The 19,503-nt window shown below is 43.7% G+C and carries 19 protein-coding genes; 2 read left to right on the top strand and 17 right to left on the bottom strand.

All coding sequences use genetic code 11. The features are described 5' to 3' along the window. Positions 1–26 precede the first annotated feature (26 nt). Both G6R02_RS02060 and G6R02_RS02055 read right to left on the bottom strand, forming a co-directional pair. Positions 27–890, bottom strand: coding sequence for a TetR/AcrR family transcriptional regulator (locus G6R02_RS02060; protein ID WP_164667611.1), 864 nt, complete (start codon positions 888–890; stop codon positions 27–29). 239 nt (positions 891–1,129) lie between these two features. Further along, positions 1,130–1,624 (bottom strand): competence protein ComK, encoded by a 495-nt coding sequence (locus tag G6R02_RS02055; protein ID WP_246202492.1) that lies wholly within the window; start codon positions 1,622–1,624, stop codon positions 1,130–1,132. Positions 1,625–1,752: 128 nt separating this feature from the next. Between G6R02_RS02055 and G6R02_RS02050 the strand changes: the two genes are divergently transcribed. Next, positions 1,753–1,950 (top strand): YjfB family protein, encoded by a 198-nt coding sequence (locus G6R02_RS02050; RefSeq protein WP_246202491.1) that lies wholly within the window; start codon positions 1,753–1,755, stop codon positions 1,948–1,950. Positions 1,951–2,644: 694 nt separating this feature from the next. On the opposite strand, the gene G6R02_RS02045 is transcribed toward G6R02_RS02050, so the two are convergent. The 6 genes from G6R02_RS02045 to mreB form a co-directional block, all read right to left on the bottom strand. After that, a complete protein-coding gene (locus G6R02_RS02045; protein ID WP_164667609.1) occupies positions 2,645–3,004 on the bottom strand; it encodes a hypothetical protein in 360 nt (119 codons plus the stop codon). Positions 3,005–3,228: 224 nt separating this feature from the next. Continuing rightward, positions 3,229–3,648, bottom strand: coding sequence for a 3-hydroxyacyl-ACP dehydratase FabZ (gene fabZ, locus G6R02_RS02040; protein WP_164667608.1), 420 nt, complete (start codon positions 3,646–3,648; stop codon positions 3,229–3,231). Positions 3,649–3,723: 75 nt separating this feature from the next. Next, complete coding sequence (locus G6R02_RS20310) at positions 3,724–4,209, bottom strand: DNA-directed RNA polymerase subunit beta (RefSeq protein WP_164667607.1); 486 nt, start codon at positions 4,207–4,209, stop codon at positions 3,724–3,726. 30 nt (positions 4,210–4,239) lie between these two features. Then, the gene (locus G6R02_RS02030) at positions 4,240–5,070 is read right to left on the bottom strand and encodes a flagellar hook-basal body protein (RefSeq protein ID WP_164667606.1); all 831 of its coding nucleotides are present in this window, start codon (positions 5,068–5,070) and stop codon (positions 4,240–4,242) included. Between the two features lie 10 nt (positions 5,071–5,080). Beyond that, positions 5,081–5,884, bottom strand: coding sequence for a flagellar hook-basal body protein (locus G6R02_RS02025; RefSeq protein ID WP_164667605.1), 804 nt, complete (start codon positions 5,882–5,884; stop codon positions 5,081–5,083). A gap of 84 nt (positions 5,885–5,968) precedes the next feature. After that, the gene (gene mreB, locus G6R02_RS02020; RefSeq protein WP_164667604.1) at positions 5,969–6,970 is read right to left on the bottom strand and encodes a rod shape-determining protein; all 1,002 of its coding nucleotides are present in this window, start codon (positions 6,968–6,970) and stop codon (positions 5,969–5,971) included. Between the two features lie 387 nt (positions 6,971–7,357). Between mreB and G6R02_RS02015 the strand changes: the two genes are divergently transcribed. Next, entirely contained in the window at positions 7,358–8,461 is a 1,104-nt protein-coding gene (locus G6R02_RS02015) for a nuclease-related domain-containing protein (RefSeq protein ID WP_164667603.1), read from the top strand. A 446-nt stretch (positions 8,462–8,907) separates the two neighbouring features. Here the strand turns inward: G6R02_RS02015 and spoIIID are convergent, their stop codons facing one another. From spoIIID to G6R02_RS01975, 9 genes are all read right to left on the bottom strand, one after another. Next, a complete protein-coding gene (gene spoIIID / locus G6R02_RS02010) occupies positions 8,908–9,189 on the bottom strand; it encodes a sporulation transcriptional regulator SpoIIID (protein WP_164667602.1) in 282 nt (93 codons plus the stop codon). 541 nt (positions 9,190–9,730) lie between these two features. Continuing rightward, positions 9,731–9,856, bottom strand: coding sequence for a hypothetical protein (locus G6R02_RS20215; protein ID WP_281347083.1), 126 nt, complete (start codon positions 9,854–9,856; stop codon positions 9,731–9,733). 105 nt (positions 9,857–9,961) lie between these two features. Beyond that, positions 9,962–10,999 (bottom strand): AimR family lysis-lysogeny pheromone receptor, encoded by a 1,038-nt coding sequence (locus tag G6R02_RS02005; RefSeq protein ID WP_164667601.1) that lies wholly within the window; start codon positions 10,997–10,999, stop codon positions 9,962–9,964. A gap of 314 nt (positions 11,000–11,313) precedes the next feature. Further along, positions 11,314–12,270: a stage II sporulation protein SpoIIQ gene (spoIIQ, locus tag G6R02_RS02000; protein ID WP_164667600.1), complete on the bottom strand. Its 957-nt coding sequence runs from the start codon at positions 12,268–12,270 to the stop codon at positions 11,314–11,316. A 261-nt stretch (positions 12,271–12,531) separates the two neighbouring features. Beyond that, positions 12,532–13,656 (bottom strand): stage II sporulation protein D, encoded by a 1,125-nt coding sequence (gene spoIID, locus G6R02_RS01995; RefSeq protein WP_164667599.1) that lies wholly within the window; start codon positions 13,654–13,656, stop codon positions 12,532–12,534. A 114-nt stretch (positions 13,657–13,770) separates the two neighbouring features. Then, positions 13,771–14,799: an ABC transporter ATP-binding protein gene (locus tag G6R02_RS01990; protein ID WP_164667598.1), complete on the bottom strand. Its 1,029-nt coding sequence runs from the start codon at positions 14,797–14,799 to the stop codon at positions 13,771–13,773. Next, complete coding sequence (locus G6R02_RS01985; RefSeq protein WP_164667597.1) at positions 14,792–15,754, bottom strand: C40 family peptidase; 963 nt, start codon at positions 15,752–15,754, stop codon at positions 14,792–14,794. The genes G6R02_RS01990 and G6R02_RS01985 overlap by 8 nt, the downstream gene beginning before the upstream one ends. Before the next feature lie 857 nt (positions 15,755–16,611). Continuing rightward, on the bottom strand, positions 16,612–17,532 hold the full coding sequence (locus G6R02_RS01980) for a S66 peptidase family protein (RefSeq protein WP_164667596.1): 921 nt from the start codon (positions 17,530–17,532) through the stop codon (positions 16,612–16,614). Between the two features lie 320 nt (positions 17,533–17,852). Further along, positions 17,853–19,484: a peptide ABC transporter substrate-binding protein gene (locus G6R02_RS01975; RefSeq protein WP_164667595.1), complete on the bottom strand. Its 1,632-nt coding sequence runs from the start codon at positions 19,482–19,484 to the stop codon at positions 17,853–17,855. Positions 19,485–19,503 lie beyond the last annotated feature (19 nt).

Here is a 19,503-nt window from a genome sequence, read left to right as displayed (position 1 = left end):
TGATGTTACTCCTCTTCATTTATAATTTAGTCCAGCAAATCGATATGTAATAACTGTGCGATTTGCTCACATTCTTTTTCCAGTTCAGGAATCCGCTGGAAATGTACCAGCAGCCCCTGAATCATCGTGTATTTCGGTTCTTCGGCAGTCACTTCTTTTAAAAGAATTTCCGTGACCTCATTGAGCTGCTCTGTTTTTTCCTTTGGCAATTCGATTGTGCTGATTTTTTCCTTGGTTTTGAGCAGAATTTCAGTTACCTGCTGATTTTGCTTATAAAGCTCCGGAATGTTTTTTTCCATAATTAATGGGGTTTCACGCCGCTCCAGCATGCCATTAACAATATCATCGATGCGCCTTGTCAGATATGCGCCTATTTGCGTTCGGTCAATCTCGATGTCATCAATTACAATCCATTTAAAATAACCACTCATGATCCCTTCCAGCTGGATGACAATATCAACTGCATACGGCTCAATTTTTTCACCATAAATGTCAGTAATATTTTGCCGCAGCCAGCGAAAATTTTGCATTTTCATTTGCTGCAGAATCATATCGGTATTTTCCCCGGCCGAAATATTTTCCCGTACCTGCATCGTAAGGAAGTCCTTGAACTCATAAAGGTACGAAATGACAACATCTATCTGCTTCGCCAGGCTTTCCCGTGGATCCTGATGTTGCGTGCTCACTTTTTCGATGTGATCGGCGATTTGCTGATGATAATAGTAAAACGCCGTCGTGATAAAATCTTCTTTTGACAGGAAATGTAAGTAGAATGCCCCTTTGGAAACACCCGCTTCAGAAGCAATTTCCTGAATGGACGTGCTGTGGTAGCCCTTTTCGGCAAACAACTTCATCCCCGCTTCGATGAGCCTTAATTTTTTTTCATTCATTTAAACACCCGCTTTGTATTACGACTTAATCGGTGATGGGTTTCATGTATTTTTTGTGGTGTACTAACCAGTCAGTCATTTTTCTATTTTACATGGGGAGGGGGGAATTTGGCAAGGAGTTGGTTACGAGGATGTAATTGATGAGTTTGCTTGTTCTGCCGATGTTGCGCCTCTTCACCGTTATCCTCCCCCAAAAAAACTGTAACCACAGCACCTCAGCACCGTGGTCACAATCAATTTCAAAGCAAATTCCATGGTTCTCTTTTTGGAAAAAAAGCGGAGCGGTTCAGCCTGGCGATAAGCTGGCTTGTCCGCTTGTACTGCAAATCAAAAGAACTTTCGGATGTGTTTACATACAGGCCAGTACCATCGCCGAATGTGACATATGTTTTGTCATCACGCTGTTCGTAGTCCTCGATATGGTAATAGGAAATCCAGACGCAATCTTTATTTTTTGTCGACGATGTTGGCAGCATGTAGACGCCTTTATCGGGTATTACCGGGACCGGCACCTTGCTGCAGATTTTTAACGTGCTTTTGACCGCGTTCCTGCGACCTTCCAGTGTCGATCCGTAAAGAATACATGAATGGTCAATAATTTGCTCCGGGCGGTATGTCGAATGCCGTTCGCGCTGGCCTTCGATAATAAGTGACCGGTAATACGGTGAGTCCTTCGATAAAATTGCTTTCGTTTGCTGTGTAATTATGTATATTGCTGACCTTCCATCCCCCATCAACTTTCCCCCCGTCAAGTATAAGACTATTTTACTATGTTTCGGGCGGATTAGCTATTCTGTTTTACATTTCGCCGATTTTTGTCGATAAAAGAAATGAATGGCTATACTTATGAATTAGGAGGCTCATGTGTATGGATGTAGCAGCGGCGTCTGTGGTCATGGCGCAAAGCCAGGTTCGCGCTGATGCGAGCTTGGCCGTCATGAAAAATGTAAAAGGTGTCATGGAGCAGCAAGGCCAGCAGTTAATCGAAATGCTGCAGCAGCCTCAAGCAGCTTCCGCACCGCACCCATCACTTGGTGGGTCAGTAGATATGAAAGTATAGTAGGTTGAAAATCCTCTGTTGTGGCAGGGGATTTTTGCTGTTCTTTATGGATTGTGAAATAATGAGCAATTCAAAGGGGATTTTTTTAAAAAGCTGTTTTCTAAATGATTGTTGCTATTTGTGTCATTCAGAGAATGGAACCTTACTCAACAATCTTTATAAACTGCAAACTAGCTAGAAGAACAAGCTCTCACGATGAAAAAGGTCTCGAGTTGGCTATGAAACCATCGTGAGACGAGCGCTATCGATGAAAAAGGACTCGAATTGACCATGAAATCATCGTGAGACGCACTCTATCGATGAAAAAGGACTCGAATTGACCATGAAATCATCGTGAGACGCACTCTATCGATGAAAAAGGACTCGAATTGACCATGAAATCATCGTGAGACGAGCGCTATCGATGAAAAGGGGCACCATTTGGCCGAGTAATCATCGTGAGGTGCTCTTACATGATTAAAAATGGTGATGACTTAGGATATCCCAAGTCTTTCATGTTGCTATAGGCGCGTTCAGAGATTCCCGCTGACTGTAACGAATCAGAATTATTTTTAGTTCGCAGTTTATGTCAACTGTGGAATAACAGCAACAGCCTTTGCGAAAAGAGCCTTTTAAAAAGAACAAAAAGCCACTCCAAAAAAAACGCGAAACGAAAATCCCCTCACGATTAAGGGGATTTTGCTGTTGATGTGAACTATTGGTTATTGTTTTCTTCATCCAGGACCTCGTCATTGTTATTATCGGTGCCCGTTCCACCGTTGCCGCTTTGATCCTGATTGCCGCCGTTTTCACCGTTGCCGCCATTCGTGCCATCATCATTATTCATGTCGCCATTTCCGTCGTTCATGTCTCCATCCTGATTATTCTCGCCGCCATTCATATCACCATTATCCTCTTCCTGATTTAGCGGAGCATCTTCCTCCGTAGGGGCTTGTTCATCAGCCGGAGCTTCCTCTTCCACCGGATCCTGCTGGTCATCATTTCCGCATGCGGCTACAAGTGACAGTGCCAAAACCGGCGCACCGAATTTTATTAACATTTTCCTTCTTTTCATGAAGATATCCTCCTTTAGTAGTTCACTATCGCTCATAGCTTAACCATAATTGGAAATGTGATACTTATTTTTTCGAAAAAAATAACGGACGAAAAGCTCGCGGTATACATAAAAAAATTCTCCACATACTAAGTGCGGAGAATCCTTTGAGTCTGAGTCGCGGGGACAGGCTCCTTGTCTCATCGCCGTTAAAACGAGTGAACCAGCGTCCCTGTCCCTCTGGCTCATTTGATCGCAAATGTGATTTCACCTTCACAGACAACTTCACCATCAACTGTTGCAACGCCTTTTCCTTTGCCGACAGGTCCTTTGATGCGGATTATTTCAACTTCCAATTTGAGCTGATCGCCTGGCTTTACCTGACGTTTAAAGCGGCACTTATCCAATCCGGCCAGAAAACCGATTTTACCTTTATTTTCTTCAATACCAAGAACTGCAATTGCTCCCGTTTGTGCAAGTGCTTCAACAATCAGCACGCCGGGCATAACCGGATAATCCGGGAAATGTCCCTGAAAAAAAGGTTCATTCGCTGTCACATTTTTCAGTGCAACAACTCGTTTTCCTTCTTCTATTTCCGTCACTTTGTCGACGAGTAAAAATGGGTAGCGGTGTGGAATTGTTTCTTTAATTTGTTCGATTTCCATGCATATCTCTCCTTCGTTCGATTCATTTATGATCATTATAGCAAAAAAAGCACGCCCATCACGAGTGGGACATGCTTATTGTTCGCGTTTGATTACGATATCGATAATGTGCTGCCATGTTTCTTTCTCCAATGCGTCACTTGGGGTGCCCTCACCAATTACGCCATAACCAACCATCAATCCGGCTGCCAAAGCAACAACGCACAGGACAAGAACGACAATGATTCGCGCCCATATCGGGAAGATGCGGCGACGGGGTTTTTTATTTTTTCGCTTTTCTTCTTTCCGCTTCCGCTTCTGTTCTTTTCGGGTTGCTTTATCTGTTTGTTCATTTTCTTTCTGCTGTTGAAGTTCTTTCTTCTGATCGGCAGCCTGCTTTTTGCTTCTGGAGTCTTTATCCTGATCCGCAGTTTTCTTGCTTCTGGTCTGCTTCTTTGGCTTAGCAGTTTGCTCTTTTTCTTTTACAGCAGTCTGCTCGCCTCCAGTCTGCTTTTCTTTCTTTTCAGCAGCCTGGTTTCTGGTCTGTTTTTCTTCAACAGGTTTATCCGTTTTTGTTGGCATGGTATGTTACTCCTTACATCCTTTTGTTACTTACCTGAGCTGGTTGACGAGGCCCGCCATCTGATCGCTCATGGAAATGGTTCGCGCATTGAACTGATACGAACGCTGTGTTTTAATCAGGTCCGTCATTTGCTGGGCAAGATCAACATTCGACTGTTCCAACGCACCACTTTTCAACACATCTGCATTCGGATTCACACCCTGAATGATCTCGGCAAATTCGAATCCCAGCTCGTCAAGGTTTGGCAGACGGAAGTTATTTTCCCCTGTCGCTTCCAATAATCTTGGACGGACCGCTTCTACTATTGCTAGATTACCAGATTCTTCGGTTACATTTCCACGGGTAACGGTTATTTGCCCATCTGGATTGATATTTATGGAATCAAATCCTTCCGCAATAACAATCGGACCGTTTTCACCGATTACCGGATTGCCGTCCTTTGTTGTCAGCATAACGTCCTGATTATTGTTAATCGGGCTCAGATAAAAAGCACCATCGCGGGTGTACCTTGTTTCCGTAACACCATTTCCAGTCACCTGGACCTGGAACAGGTGATTTTTTTCAAGTAAGGCAGTGTCAAGTGTACGGTCTGTTTCCTTAATCGTCCCCGGTGTCAAGTCAATGTTGATGGATCCCAGTTTGGCACCTGAACCAACGCGCACGCCATCAGGGGTAAGGCGCCCCTCGGCATTGGCAGGATGTGTCATGTTGTCGATTTGCTGAAATAATAATGAAGCAAAATCCGCCTGACGTGTTTTATACCCGGTCGTTTGGCTGTTTGCCATGTTATTGCCAATCACATCAAGTTTATTTTGCAGCTGATTCATTGTTACTGCCGCTTGAATCATCGTTCGTGACATGTTATCCCTCCTAGCGCAGACGGGCGATTTGATTGACTGCTTTGCCCAAACTTTCGTCATATGCTTTCAATACACGCTGGTTCGTTTCAAACAGCCGGTATGACTCCATCATTTGTGTCATGGACTGGATGGCATCAACGTTGGAACGCTCAAGCGCCCCTTGTTTGACGGAAAACGTTGCTCCGGCCGGTACAGCGCCGGCATCACCATTGAAAAGTCCATTTCCTTCTTTTTCAAGTTGATTGGCATTTTCAGTATATGCAATGCCAAGCTGGATATTCTCACCGCCAGCCTGTAAGATGCCGTTTTCGGTTACATTGAACTCCATTCCGTTCGTCTGAATCGGGTTCCCTGCCGCGTCAAGCACGTAATACCCTTGCGTCGTTACGAGAAAACCCTGTCCATCAACGGTAAAATTCCCGTTTCGTGTATAACGTTCTTCACCTGCTTCACTTTGCACCGTGAAAAAAAGACTACCCGTTTCATCCGGAAGCTCACCATTTATAAGTGCCAAATCAGTTTGCATACCTGTTTGCCGGACATCACCTTGGCTGTAATTCGGCACGTTTTCATGGACATAAACACCGGTATTCAGACTCCCGACCGGATCCTGGATTGGTAAATTCAGCCCGCGTGTGGTCGGTATATTTTTTTCACCCATCTGATACATGAGTAGCTCGGGAAATGCACGCAATGTCGGCTGATCCGCTTTATAGCCGGGTGTATTTGCGTTGGCAATATTGTTGGATAAAGCTTCCTGCCGGCGCTGCTGGGCAACCATCCCGCTCGCTGCCGTATAAAAACCTCTTAGCAAGACGTTCAACCCCCTTAAAAGGTGATTTTCTCAAGAAGTTATATAGTGTTATGTTTTATTTTTAAAAATAAGGGTATTTCTTAGTTAGACAATTTTTTTCCGTTCAATTTTATCGATGTTCTCCAGCATGATGCCTGTACCTTTAGCAACACAATTCATCGGTTCCTCTGACAGAAATACAGGTACCTTCAGCTCTTCGGCCAGAAGCTGATCGATGCCATGAATCATTGCACCGCCGCCTGTCAAAATAACCCCGCGGTCAATAATGTCTGCGGATAATTCTGGAGGTGTGCGCTCAAGAACCTGCTTGGCACCTTGCGTAATCATGGATACAGGCTCTCTCAGCGCTTTTTCAATCTCGTCTGAGTAAACTGTGATTGTGCGCGGCAGGCCTGATACCATGTCACGGCCGCGGATATCCATTTGTTCCTTGCGCGAATTTGGGAATACAGTCGCTACATTAATTTTGATATCCTCAGCCGTACGCTCTCCAATAAGCAGTTTATATTCTTTCTTTATGTATTGAAGAATTTCCACATCAAATTTGTCCCCGGCCATTTTGACGGATTCGGCTGTAACGATATCCCCCATTGATAGAACCGCTACGTCTGTCGTTCCACCGCCGATATCAACAACCATATTACCGCTCGGCTGATAAATTTCCATTCCGGCTCCAACTGCCGCAACTTTTGGCTCCTCTTCCAGATAAACCCGCTTACCGCCGGATTTCTCCGCCGCTTCCTTAATCGCTTTTTGCTCGACTTTTGTAATATTCGTCGGGCAGCAAATCAGCATTCTCGGCTTGGAAAGAAACCCTTTCACATTAATTTTATTTATAAAGTGTTTTAACATCGCTTCTGTCACATCAAAGTCAGCAATCACGCCATCTTTCAATGGGCGAATGGCCTCAATATTTCCTGGTGTACGCCCAACCATGCGCCGCGCAGCCTCGCCAACCTCAAGCACCCGGCCAGTGTTGCGATCCATTGCGACAACAGATGGTTCATTCAAAACAATTCCTTTTCCTTTTACATGAATCAACACATTGGCGGTTCCAAGGTCGATTCCGATGTCCCTAGAAAACATGAAATAAGATCCTCCCTGCTACAATAACTTTCTCGCATCTGTAAGAGAACACAATGCTACTAATATTATATTTTACCACAAAATGCAACATATAACTGCAAATTTTGAAAAAAAGTGAGCGGGAATTTTTGGGGTGGGGGTGGGGGCCACTCGATTTTGATCGGCAAGGTCTTGTTGTGCTGTCGGGATGCTGATACTTCTTTCCTCGGGTTGATATATTTGTTTTCGGGTTGATATATCTTTCGTCGGGTTGATTTTTTCGCTGTCCGGTTGATATGGTCACTGTCGGGTTGATATATTCACTGTCGGGTTGATTTTTTTCTCCTCGGGTCGATATATCGGTTATGGGGTTGATATGTAACCTGCCAAGTTTATGGTGTTCACAGAATGTTCAAATCTATATGCAGGAATTACTCTTTTTTTGCCGAAATTATTATTAAATACATAGAAGGAGTGATTCCACTGTTCATCAACAATAGAAAAAAACCGTACGCGCTTCTATTTTATGAAGCTTTATTCAGGAACCTCAAGGAACAATACCGCGAAAATAACGCGATCATTTCCGGTTACAAAAAAGAAAAAGCCGGATATGACGGTGAATGCAATGTTGACTACAAACTTGCTACCTACCCTCATAAAAAGGACTTCTTCCCTATAAAGGGTATCCGCCTGGAAAATCCACCGTTTCATTTCCAAACCGACACGTTGCTACCGACAAGAAAGTTCTTCTCCATTTTTGAAATCAAAAATCTCAAAGGAAAAGTAACATATGATTCAAAACAGCATCAATTTACTCAGGAATATAAGGGGGAAACAACTGCTTACAAAGATCCTATATTGCAAGCTGAAGCTCAAAAAAGTCACCTGCAGATGTTGCTGGAGAGTAAAGGTATATATGGCATACCGATTGAAACCGTTGTCGTGATCGCTTACCCCACAACTATTTTCGAAAATTTCCATCAAGATCCATATGTCTACGAAAAGATTATTCACACCGAAAGTTTGCACCAGCATTTGGATAAACTGAACAATAAATACACTAGGGAACATCTTACGTTTCCAGCTCTGAAAAAAATCCAAAGTTCCCTTCTAAGGGCGAATACACCGCTTCGCTCAAACCCGCTCAATAACTTTAATTTAGAAGATAAGCACTTCATCAAAGGTATCGCCTGTTCGGTGTGCAATCATTATCCCTTACAGCGTGTATATAAAAAATGGCTCTGTCCACGGTGCAAACATATTTCCTTCGATGCTCACGTGCGGAAAATTCTCGATTATTTTCTTATTCATGGAACCACTATTACGAACCGCCAGTGCAGAGAACTCTTGCAGATTGGTTCGGGGAGGACAGCTAATGTATGCTTGAATTCTATGGACCTTAGTGTGACAGGCGATAACAAGGGGCGAAAATATCATTCCCCAAGAATAAGTGATTTTCCTCAGGATTCTGTTTTTCCATATATAAAAAATATCACTAAAGAGATTGACTAGGAATGACTTTGCCCTTTAGACAGTTCTTCGTTCATGCTTATATTTTTACTGCTGAATCATATCGTCTCGGGGCGATATAATTGCTGTCGGGTTGATATTCTCGCTATCCGGTTGATATATTCACTCACGGGTTGATTTCCTTGCTGTCCGGTTGATATATATGGCGTCCGGTTGATATCCTCGCTGTCCGGTCGATATATTCGCTTACGGGTTGATATCCACTATCCTAGGCATACAATATTGCTAGTTCACCACCTCACCACACCAAAAAACCCGGCAACATAAGCCGGGTTTTTGGAAATGACACAATGTGGATAATTGTTGCTGGGGAATATCAGTTGGTCGTGCCACCACCTCCTTTATGTTGGGAAGTTTGGCCAACAGTAAGACTCCATTCCTCACCTCCCCTGCAGAAAAATAAGAATTGCGTTTCTTCCAAGGGTTGGTTATCCGACTGGTTTGGCTGTTGTGTCTTCTTTTGGATCGATTCTGTATTTTTTGCGGGTTGCTTCGCCTCCGCGAAGATGGCGGATTGATTTGTGGTGTTCGAGTACGTTTTTCACCTCGTTGTAGAGCTCCGGATTTATTTCTGGTAAGCGTTCTGTTAAATCTTTGTGGACTGTGCTTTTGGAAACACCAAATTCCTTTGCTATCACTCGGACGGTTTTCCTCGTCTCAATGACATATTTACCTATCCTGATAGTCCTTTCTTTGATGTAATCGTGCACACCGTTCGCCTCCCTATGTTGGTATTTCCGAGGTGCGGTTAGAGACAAGGTGATACATTTACAGTGCTGCTCACTTATCTACTGGTCATTTCATGCTGTGCAGCCTGGCAGTCATTTTGGTTGATTGAAACATATGGTTTTTTTGTATGTAAACGGGTTACGGGTGAAATGGATGGATGGAAAGCTACACAAGCTCTCACCTCAGACTTTTCTGTTTGCTTGGTTTGTAACATTTTATTACTTTACTGAGATGATTATGATTAAAATTACATCTTTAGGAAATAGGGACAAGAAGTATTTTTCTTGGATAGGGGTAGTCTGGTATTTGAATTGGAAGTGAACTTGTATATAAAGTGCGGGAAGTATTATTTGACAGTCGCGTCGTTTGCCTGTCATTTGTACTGGTAGTGAACCTTGCATTAAGATAAAAAAGAAAAAATAGGGTTGAACTTCACTTATTAAATAGAAGTAAAAATGTTTCTTCGGTAATTGCTTCTTTATCTAGGATAATTTGAAAAAATTTCGCTACAAAAGTTCTGTATTAATCTGGTTCACCTGGTATTGGATCTAGTACTTGCAGCAATGGCCCCTCTGTTTCTGCTGACACAGTTATGGAGCCCATCATCAATAGCGCGGTGATGCCTAATACAGCCATTAATTTTTTCATATTATACCTCCTTTCCACATTTTTACATGTAAAAGTTCAGAAAGTACAACCCTATTTTATACAAATATTGGAAAGGGACTTATCACTCGTCCCGTTTTCACGAGGTCAGGCACCTAATTGTTTAAGTGCATTAAGTGGCAGTCTGCTGAAGAAGTAATCGCTTCGCTGTTCGATGAAATTGTTATAAGCTTGCAGTAGTATGCTTTTATCCTGTTTGGCCATTCCCAAATAATAGATTCGATATGGACTGTTGATCGGTATTTCATCCAGAATGGCCTCCGCTTGCCGAAAATTCCCTTTTGCGATTTCAAGATGTGCCTGTTCACTTTTATCTGTTGAAGTTATGCCATCGACATTTTTGAAATGGGCCGATATAAAAGGGATATTATTTTGCTTCATACATTTCATCCTACGATGTAAATTAAATTTTTCGGATATTTTCAGAGCTTCGGTCATGTGATACATCGCCTGATAATACGTATCAAACAAGTAGGATAACCCAAGATTTATATGCGTCCTGGATATTGTATCCGGGTTAGTCGATTGGTTTAACATACGAAATGCATACTTTCTCGCCATAATCACTTCATTTCGGACCAAATAGTACATAAATAAGTTTTGATATAAACGCAAATTGTAAAACGACAGAAGATATTGATCTTCCACCTTTTCGAAAAGTCTTTGCTGTTTTTCCAGAAAATTACCGAGTTTGCCATATTCGCTCAGACTGTAATAAATTGATATTTTAATAAATTCAATGACGATTTTCAGTGCGGGGTCATCCGTTTTGATTCTTTCCGCTCGCATTAACAACTCGTTAAGTGGATACCGATTAAGCTTTCGGTCCATTGTCACCTGATAAACCTTCGCCCACTTCTGGTTAGAGCGATTGATCGATTCCTTATTCTTTTTAATTAACAGTTCCAGATCCTCGTAATACCCATTCATGTACAAAAATTCCATGCCTGTTTTTTGGACTTCATCGGAACTTGATTGCAGGCAAAATTTCCGCGTCAACTCTTTAGCGGTCTGTACCTCATGTTCATAGGAAAGCATTTGTGCAACCTGTCCCAGTGTCAGTCTGTCGTTATTTGAGATTGTAATCATCGAATCGGGCATTAAATCTGCTTTTGAAAAGTGCATTGATGTCGCCGCTCCTTTCTACTATTAAGCAATGCCACCGATTGTTAGGAATCTAGGACTTTTTTCCTACAATTCCCGTCATTTTTCAACAAAATTAACTATTACTTGATATATTACCATACATTTCAGAAAAAAAAACCTTAATCGTTCGACAATTTCTGCATAAAGTTAAAAAATGGCATTGAATTCCTAACAATCTGTATTTTCCAACATACCACCGTTTCTGAAGTTGTACGAGGACATATGTCCGATGCAATGGTTTAAATGCAAAAAAAATAACCCTAGTAAAATTACTAGGGCGTTATACCAGCAGATTATGCATTTCCGGATGTGTCAGATGAATCGGTTGTGCCACCGTCTGAATTTTCATCTGATTGCTCATCCTGACTTGTGTCGTCCTGACTTGTGTCATCGCTCTCTTGTTGCTGGTTTGGATCTTCTGTTGTATTGCCGGATTGATCCGAGTTTGCATCTTCACTTTCCGCATCACTGGATTCGTCTGTGTTTCCTTCTTCAGTGCCTTCAGATTCGGTACCTTCAGACTCAGTGCTTTCAGATTCAGTGCTTTCACTTTCTGAAGATGCTTCACCAAGTGCGCTTACCGGCTGATTGAAAAATTCTTCCGGATTTACTTCGTCACCATTTTTCCTGATTTCGAAATGGACGTGTGTACCGTTATCCTTGCCAAAGATGCTTTCGCCGGCAGTACCAAGAACGTCGCCTTGCTGAACCTTGTCACCATCTTTGACATTAACTTCTCCCATGCTTGCGTAGTACGTTACCACATCGTTTCCGTGTGATAATGTAACGACATTGCCGTACAGCGGATCTTCTTTTACCTCTTCAACGGTTCCGCTCAGCGATGCCAATACATCAAACGTTTCACCATCAGCATGTGCGATGTCAATACCTGTACTTTGATAGAATCGGTTGTTATAAAGGATCAATGCACTTTCTTTATCCTTCTGATCTGCGTTGTAATCATAAAATTTAGTTACGATTTCTGCTTGTTCCTGATCAACGACAGGCATCTTAATGACTTCCTGCTGGTCCATAACGGGTTGCGCATCTTGATCGAACTCTTCTGGTGAGTAGTTATCTGAAACTGGCTCATCACCTGTTTCCTGAATCTGGTTGTCCAGGTTCTGATACCAAATCACCACCGATAGAAGAAGCGCAGCAATCGTCAGGTACACTGCTGGAAAAAACCACTTCTTGCGGAAAATGCGACTCCACTTATTTTTTGGAGTACCATTGTTTTCTTCTTTCATAATGTCATCACCTCAACAACCATTCTGAGCAGAAAAGTCAAAATATATACATTTTATAAAAAAAATTTCCACTTTTTATGTATTTTTTGGCTGATAGAGGGAAAATTAAGCATTTGGACCAAGAGGACAGGGATGTTGGCAACTGGAGAAACGGTTAGGCTGGCTGACAGATTTGCAGGCTGGACCGCGGTGCCTGTCCCCATGAACCGCATCCATGAACCGGCAAAAGCCCTGAGCGAAATAAGCTCAGGGCTTTTGCATTTATTTTGCAACCAGTGTCGGTGCGGTATCATTCAAGGTGCTGACTTCCACACCTTGATAATAATGCTTAACAATATCCTTATAACTTTTTCCTGCTTTCGCCATGCCGTTTGCGCCATATTGACTCATGCCGATTCCATGGCCGTAGCCTTCTGTTGTAAAAATCAGATGGTTGTTTTTCTGTTCAATGGTGAAATCACTTGAACGCAGTTTCAGCTTCTCACGCACTTTTCGGCCTGAATATGTTTTGTCAGCTACTTTTAATTGATCCACCCGTTTCCCTTCTGTCCGTGTAATTTCCATTGCAAGTGTTTTCTGATTTGGCAGGTCAACCTGAAGCTTTTCCTCCACTTCCCCGATTGTGAATATTTTCTGGTCAAGGTATTTTGGTGTATCAACATCCCAGGGGCTTTTCACACTGCGCAAATAAGGGACCTTGTTTTTCCAGTAATCCTCCGAGTTTTCGGTGTATCCGTTACTTGTTGAAAAAAATGCCGGCGTGATTGGTGCACTTTCATAGGTTACTATTTCTCCTTTAGTTGCAGCGACTGCCTTTTTGATTTTGCTCATTTCCTCTTCGTATTTATCACCCTTTATTTCCTGCAGTTCCTGTTTATTGTGGTAGACCTGGTCATATATGGTATCCCCCACATCCGGTTTTTTTGAATCACCCTGATGCAGCATGCGGTTGACAATATATGTTCTGGCAGCAAGCGCCTGGGCTTTTAGTGCTTCCATTTCAAACTCTGCCGGTGTTTCAGAGGCTACAACCCGTGCGACATACGTTTCAAGGGGAACATTTTCGACTTTTTCGGTGTCCGACCGCATTACCGCGACAGAAAACGGTGAATCCCCCATAGCAATCTCGACTTGACTGCCGGATTCTTTTTCCTCTGTCACATCCTGCTGTTTATCATCCGAAACATACGGGACAACGATTACTGACGGAATGACTAGAATGATTGTTATTAAGCTTGCCAGAAATACAATCCCCAGTATTTTCCATGATGCGGATGAGCTATTAAGGTTGACTGGTCGTTTATTTTTTTGGAGTAAGTGCATTTTTTCGCCTTTTGACTGCTTTTTCTTTTTCCATGCTTTGGGTAGATTTTTATTGTTATTCATTACCTGCCTCCTTACCATCATGTTTATGTTGTGAGCCTTTCTAGCATTCCTACTATTAAATTTATTATGGTAATGAAAACAATAGAACCAGAGATTTAAAAAACCTGTGCAGTATTATTCGTGCACAGGTTCCTCGATGACTCTATTATTTTTAACGGACTGGCGCTCACTCTCCTCCAATGTCTCATCGTACAGGTGACAGGCAACGTAATGATCTTTTTCAACTTCCTGCCATTGGGGTGTCTTTACTGAACAAACTTCCATTGCCATTGGACAGCGGGTACGGAACACGCACCCGCTTGGCGGATTGACTGGACTCGGCAAATCGCCATCGAGAATTATCCGCTCTCTTGAATCCTCGATATCCGGGTCGGGAATCGGAATCGCGGATAATAGAGCTTGTGTATATGGATGGAGCGGGTTTTCATAGAGTGCGTCGCTCGTCGTCAGTTCGGCCATGTTTCCCAAATACATGACACCAATCCGGTCGGAAATCTGCTTGACCATTGACAGATCATGGGCGATAAATAAGAAGGTCAGTCCCTTTTCATCCTGTAATTCTTTTAATAAATTGACGACCTGGGCCTGGACGGACACATCCAGTGCTGAGATTGGTTCATCGGCAATGATGAAATCCGGGTCGAGTGCCAACGCACGGGCGATGCCGATCCGCTGACGCTGTCCACCGCTGAATTCGTGTGGATAACGATTGGCGTGCTCCCGGTTTAAACCAACTTCCTCCAACAACTGATAAACGCGGTCAAGCTGCTCCTTCTTTTTTGGAAACATGCCATGGACTTCCATCGGCTCGGCGATAACTTCTTTAACCGTTGACCGTGGATTCAGCGACGCATACGGGTCCTGAAAAATCATTTGCATGCTGCGGTAGAATTTAAACCGCTCCTTGTCATCAAGGTCATGAACGTTCCTGCCGTCGTAAATAACATCGCCAGCTGTTTTGTCATAAAGTCCCATAATTGTGCGGCCAATCGTCGTTTTCCCGCAGCCAGATTCGCCGACAAGACCGAATGTTTCCCCTTTATTGACATGAAACGTGACATCATTGACAGCCTGAAGGGTTCGACCTTTTCCCATATTAAAATATTTGCGAAGCCCGCTGATTTGCAAAATTTTATCATCCATTGTTTTTTTCCCCCATTTGCTGCCAGTAGCGTGTGGCCGCACAAAGCTCTTTTTCGTACTTGGTTCCTTTTATGTCGATCATTTCAATTCCTTTTCCTGTTTGCGGGGAGTGGAGCATTTTTCCGTTACCATAATAGAATCCGACATGGTGCAGTCTGCCTTTCCCCTCTTCATAGGCAAAAAAAATCAAGTCGCCCGGTTCGAGCTGGTCGTAGGGGATTTTTTTGCCAGATTGTGCCTGGTCACCGGCGTCACGCGGAATCACGTATCCGTTAGCTTTATGCATGTTGTAGACGAATCCGGAACAATCATATCCGAACGCACTCATGCCGCCCCAGAAATAATCGAGTCCGAGGAATTGTTCGGCATCGTTGACGATTTTGGTGCCGGGATGCTTGGCGGGTCCTTTGTCGGTCTGGTAGGTCATCGCTGCTGATTTTGGTAAAAAAAGTGCGCCGTCCGGGGTGTGGACTTCTATTTGATCAGGATGCTCCGCGATTACCGGCAACGTCGACATGTAGCTCAGTTTGATAACGTTGTCACCGGATTCTGTCTGGAGCCATGTTTTGTCACTGGTTACTGCAGCTGCGTAATCCGTGAGCCAGTCCTGTGTGCGTTCTTTTTTAAGCTGCCTTAATGGAACCCAGCCCGGATACCCGCGCCCATCCTTTTTGGAAGGCTGTGATGGAATGACAACGTGTGCCCAGTCATCTTTTATGTCGGTTACGATTACCGGCTCACCGTACAGTAGTTGCGTCTGCACACGGTTTTCATCACACAGCGCCACATTTGTTTCGTATGTGAGACCTGCAATCCATTTATCGATGTCTGTTGGGTTGGTTAGGCTTGGGGTATCCAGTTCACGGGCAGATGATGGCGATGTCCACACTGTCGCGACCTGTACGGCGGCAACCCACAGTTCATCGGAAAATTGTTCAAACGTTTGTTCAGTCATGTTATGTTCCCCCTTATGGTTGTAGAAGTTTCTTTTTGTAAGTTTTGATGCTCTTTTCACTTCGTAGTTGACACTAAATACGAACTAAAAATAAATCTGATTAGTAACAGTTGGCGAGACTCTCTGACCACGCAACTGGAAAGCTTTCCTAGCCATAGTTTCTGTATGACCTCCTGAAAAAAGCAATTTTGTACCGGGATTTTCATTTCTTATTTGGTCACTGCAACCTTATATAAGCCTATTTCGATTTTCGTTTATCCTATTCATACTAAGAACACGCACCCTTTACATTATTTCGGGGTATCTATAGCAGAATGATACTATGGCTAGCCTAAATCAATCTCTTTTTCATAGAGGGAACGCTCCTCATGGGGATTTCTAGTTTAAATTGGACTCCTTTTCTTCGTGAGAGCGTTCCTCACGAGGATTCCTAGCTTAATTCGGTCTCCTTTTCTTCGTGAGAGGGTTCTTCACGAGGATTCCTAGCTTAATTCGGTCTTCTTTTCTTCGTGAGAGCGTTCCTCACGAGGATTCCCAGCTTAAATCGGTCTTCTTTTCTTCGTGAGAGCGTTCCTCACGAGGATTCCTAGCTTAATTCGGTCTCCTTTTCTTCGTGAGAGGGTTCTTCACGATAATCTCTAATCCAACAATAGCAAATTTAAGCAGAGAGGAATACATACACCTTAATTAGGGTATGCTGATGCCCGCTTTTAGTCGGCCTTCCTTCTAATGGTAGCTAAGACATCGGTGAGACCCTGCAGCCCGATAGCAATCTTTTCTGGGAGCATGAAACTTTTTCATAGTAGTTAAGCAGGTTATATCTTTTATGCATTATAAAAATAAGCTTAGCAATCTGGTTACTTCACTCCCGCTTCGATAGTCAATGATTTATTTACCGAAGACAATTCAGCCGCTGCACCGAGGGGCACGCAAAAATGCGGGAAGCAGTGGCCAATTTTAAATCCTGACAGAACTGGACACGGCAAGTCGGCAAAATAATGATGAAAAACCTGTTCCAATGTCAGGGACGGCTTTTCTTTTATCGGTTCGGCCTTGGCAAAATCACCGACAATAATGCCTGTTGCTTCATGTAACTTACCAGCTAGCTTCAGTTGATTGAGCATTGCATCGACCCGGTAAGGCTCCTCGCCAATATCCTCCAGTAAAAGAAGTTTTCCGTTTGTATCCAGCTCGTAGTCGGTGCCAAGTGTGCTGACCAGTAATGACAAGTTGCCGCCAACCAACTCCCCTGCCGCTTCGCCTGAATTTATCTCGTTTAGCGGCGAAATAGCTTCGGTGTAGGTTAGTTTAGCGGGTCTGAACAGCTGCTGAAATAATTGGGCGGATAACTGATCGAAATCATCATCCGCAATATCGGATGCAGGCATTGGCCCATGGAAAGTGATGAGGCCTGTTTCCTGCCGTATTGCTGTATGTAAATAAGTAATGTCGCTGTACCCCCACATAATTTTAGGGTTCTGTCTGATCAGATGGTAATCAATATCATCAGCAATTCTCCCTGTGCCATAACCACCCCGGGCGAAAAAAATCGCCTTAATATTGGGATCGGCAACCATATAATGAAAATCGGCCAGGCGCTGTTCATCTGTTCCTGCTAAATAACCGTGGACTTGATTAATGTGTCTGCCGAGCTTTATATTTAGTCCCATGTTTTTAAAAAAAGGAATGGCGCGATTAAGGCGTTCCATCCTGATAGGGCTTGCCGGAGCAATAATCCCAATCGTATCGCCAGTCTTCAGGTGTTGCGGTTTCATCATGACTAACCCTCTTTTCTATATTGATAAAAATGTGGAAAGAAGGACTGGCCTTGTCGTGAGCCATTCCTTCTTTATAAATGGATGCGGTGTCGCGCGAGTTTGTGCGGTGTCGCGCGAGTGGGTGCGGTGTCGCGCGAGTGGGTGCGTGTGTCGCGCGAGTAAACCCGGTTATTGCGCAAGTGTGTGTGTTGTCGCGCGAGTTGGCCCGGTTATTGCGCGAGTTGGGCGTATTGTCGCGCAAGTGGGTGCAATCTCGCTCGTTTTGATGCTAATCCGCACATGAATTTTAATGCGCTTCCGCACCGGGCTCCTAAATCCCGCTACTCCACATCCGCCCACTTCAGCTCAACATACCCAACCGGGTGGCGCACAACACCCTTCACATAATCCTTATATATGAAGACCTGGTTATAATAATGAATCGGGAATATAGGCATTTCTTCAGCCAGCAGTTTTTCAGCTTCATACATCATTTCCCAGCGTTTTTGTTCGTCTGTTTCCTGTTTGGCCTGGGAAATCAGTTTGTCGTATTCCTCGTTTGACCATCCGGTGCGGTTCATGGTGGAGCCTGTGATAAAGCTTTCCAGGAAGTTGACCGGGTCGCCGTAGTCAAAGATAAATGAGCTTCGTGAAAGCTGGTGCTCAAGACCTTTTTGTGCTTCCAGGAAGACGTTCCATTCAGTATTTTCCAGTGTCACATCAACACCGAGGTTTGTTTTGTACATATCCTGCATCGTTTCGGCGATTGCTTTGTGTGATTCACTTGTATTATATGACAGGGTCACTTCCGGCAGCTTATCATAGCCTTCTTCGGCCATACCTTCTTCCAGTAATTTTTTTGCCTTCTCCGGATCGAACTGCACAAGGTCGCCATTTACTTCGCGGAAGTCCTTGCCATTCGGTCCGACAAAACCTGGTGATACAAACCCTTTTGCTGCCTCTTCTTTATTCTTCGTTACGTAATCAACGATATCCTGCTGGTTGATTGCCAGTGCGAATGCTTTGCGGATTTTCTTATTCGTGAATGGTTCTTTGTTTACATTAAAGCGGTAAAAATATAATCCCGCCTGTTCTTCGATTACGACATTCTCCCCATCAATCAGCTGATCAGCCATGTCAGACGGGATTCCGGTCATATCAAGCTCGCCGCTTTCAAACATCTGGTATTCCGTGTTTGGATCATTGACCATTGCCCAGTGAATTTTATCAAGATTTACTGCATCTTTATCCCAGTATTGATCATTCTTCACCATGACCATTTCACTTTCATGCTTCCACGATTCGAGTTTGAATGGACCGTTGGCAACAAACGTATCTGCTTCGGTATGCCATTCCGGATTTTCCTTGGCAACTTCTGCGTTAACCGGGAAAAATGCCGGGTTTGTGATTACGTGCAGGAAAAATCCTGTCGGTGCTTTAAGTGTTACTTCAAATGTTTTGTCGTCCACTGCTTTTACCGCTACATCATCTGCTGAACCTTCACCGGTGTTATACGCTTCGCCGCCTTCAATAAAATAACCTAAAAATGCTGGTGCTGCCCCTGTTTCAGGATTCAAAAGCTGTTTCCAGGCGTACACAAAGTCCTGGGCGGTTACCGGATCACCGTTTGACCAGTTTGCATTATCCCGAAGATAGAATGTGTATGTTTTCCCATCCTCGGAAATGTCCCAGTCTTCGGCGATTGCCGGCTGTGGCTTATCATTTTTTCCTAAACGTGTGAGACCTTCCATCAGGTTGTTCAGGGCATTCCATGAGACCGTATCAAACCCAATCGGCGGGTTTAGTGACGTCGGTTCTTCCCCATTGTTCATGCGTAATACCTTTTCTTCCGTATTGTCTGATCCTGAGTTTTTTCCATCTTCACTGCCCTCTTCACCGCCACCGGTCGTTGTACATGCTGCCAGCGCAATGATGGTTAAAATAGAAATGAGTAACAAAAGCCATTTCTTCATTCTTTTACTTCCCCCTTGT

It is taken from the genome of Virgibacillus doumboii (genome assembly GCF_902806455.1).
Lineage (GTDB): Bacteria > Bacillota > Bacilli > Bacillales > Amphibacillaceae > Lentibacillus > Lentibacillus doumboii.
This window is presented reverse-complemented; position numbering and strand designations above follow the sequence as displayed.

Coding starts and splice junctions, on each gene's coding strand:
- G6R02_RS02060 (WP_164667611.1), bottom strand. CDS start 890: ATGAATGAAAAAAAATTAAGGCTCATCGAAGCGGGGATGAAGTTGTTT.
- G6R02_RS02055 (WP_246202492.1), bottom strand. CDS start 1,624: ATGGGGGATGGAAGGTCAGCAATATACATAATTACACAGCAAACGAAA.
- G6R02_RS02050 (WP_246202491.1), top strand. CDS start 1,753: ATGTGTATGGATGTAGCAGCGGCGTCTGTGGTCATGGCGCAAAGCCAG.
- G6R02_RS02045 (WP_164667609.1), bottom strand. CDS start 3,004: ATGAAAAGAAGGAAAATGTTAATAAAATTCGGTGCGCCGGTTTTGGCA.
- fabZ (WP_164667608.1), bottom strand. CDS start 3,648: ATGGAAATCGAACAAATTAAAGAAACAATTCCACACCGCTACCCATTT.
- G6R02_RS20310 (WP_164667607.1), bottom strand. CDS start 4,209: ATGCCAACAAAAACGGATAAACCTGTTGAAGAAAAACAGACCAGAAAC.
- G6R02_RS02030 (WP_164667606.1), bottom strand. CDS start 5,070: ATGTCACGAACGATGATTCAAGCGGCAGTAACAATGAATCAGCTGCAA.
- mreB (WP_164667604.1), bottom strand. CDS start 6,970: ATGTTTTCTAGGGACATCGGAATCGACCTTGGAACCGCCAATGTGTTG.
- G6R02_RS02015 (WP_164667603.1), top strand. CDS start 7,358: ATGTTCAAATCTATATGCAGGAATTACTCTTTTTTTGCCGAAATTATT.
- G6R02_RS20215 (WP_281347083.1), bottom strand. CDS start 9,856: ATGAAAAAATTAATGGCTGTATTAGGCATCACCGCGCTATTGATGATG.
- G6R02_RS02005 (WP_164667601.1), bottom strand. CDS start 10,999: ATGCACTTTTCAAAAGCAGATTTAATGCCCGATTCGATGATTACAATC.
- spoIIQ (WP_164667600.1), bottom strand. CDS start 12,270: ATGAAAGAAGAAAACAATGGTACTCCAAAAAATAAGTGGAGTCGCATT.
- spoIID (WP_164667599.1), bottom strand. CDS start 13,656: ATGAATAACAATAAAAATCTACCCAAAGCATGGAAAAAGAAAAAGCAG.
- G6R02_RS01990 (WP_164667598.1), bottom strand. CDS start 14,799: ATGGATGATAAAATTTTGCAAATCAGCGGGCTTCGCAAATATTTTAAT.
- G6R02_RS01985 (WP_164667597.1), bottom strand. CDS start 15,754: ATGACTGAACAAACGTTTGAACAATTTTCCGATGAACTGTGGGTTGCC.
- G6R02_RS01980 (WP_164667596.1), bottom strand. CDS start 17,532: ATGATGAAACCGCAACACCTGAAGACTGGCGATACGATTGGGATTATT.
- G6R02_RS01975 (WP_164667595.1), bottom strand. CDS start 19,484: ATGAAGAAATGGCTTTTGTTACTCATTTCTATTTTAACCATCATTGCG.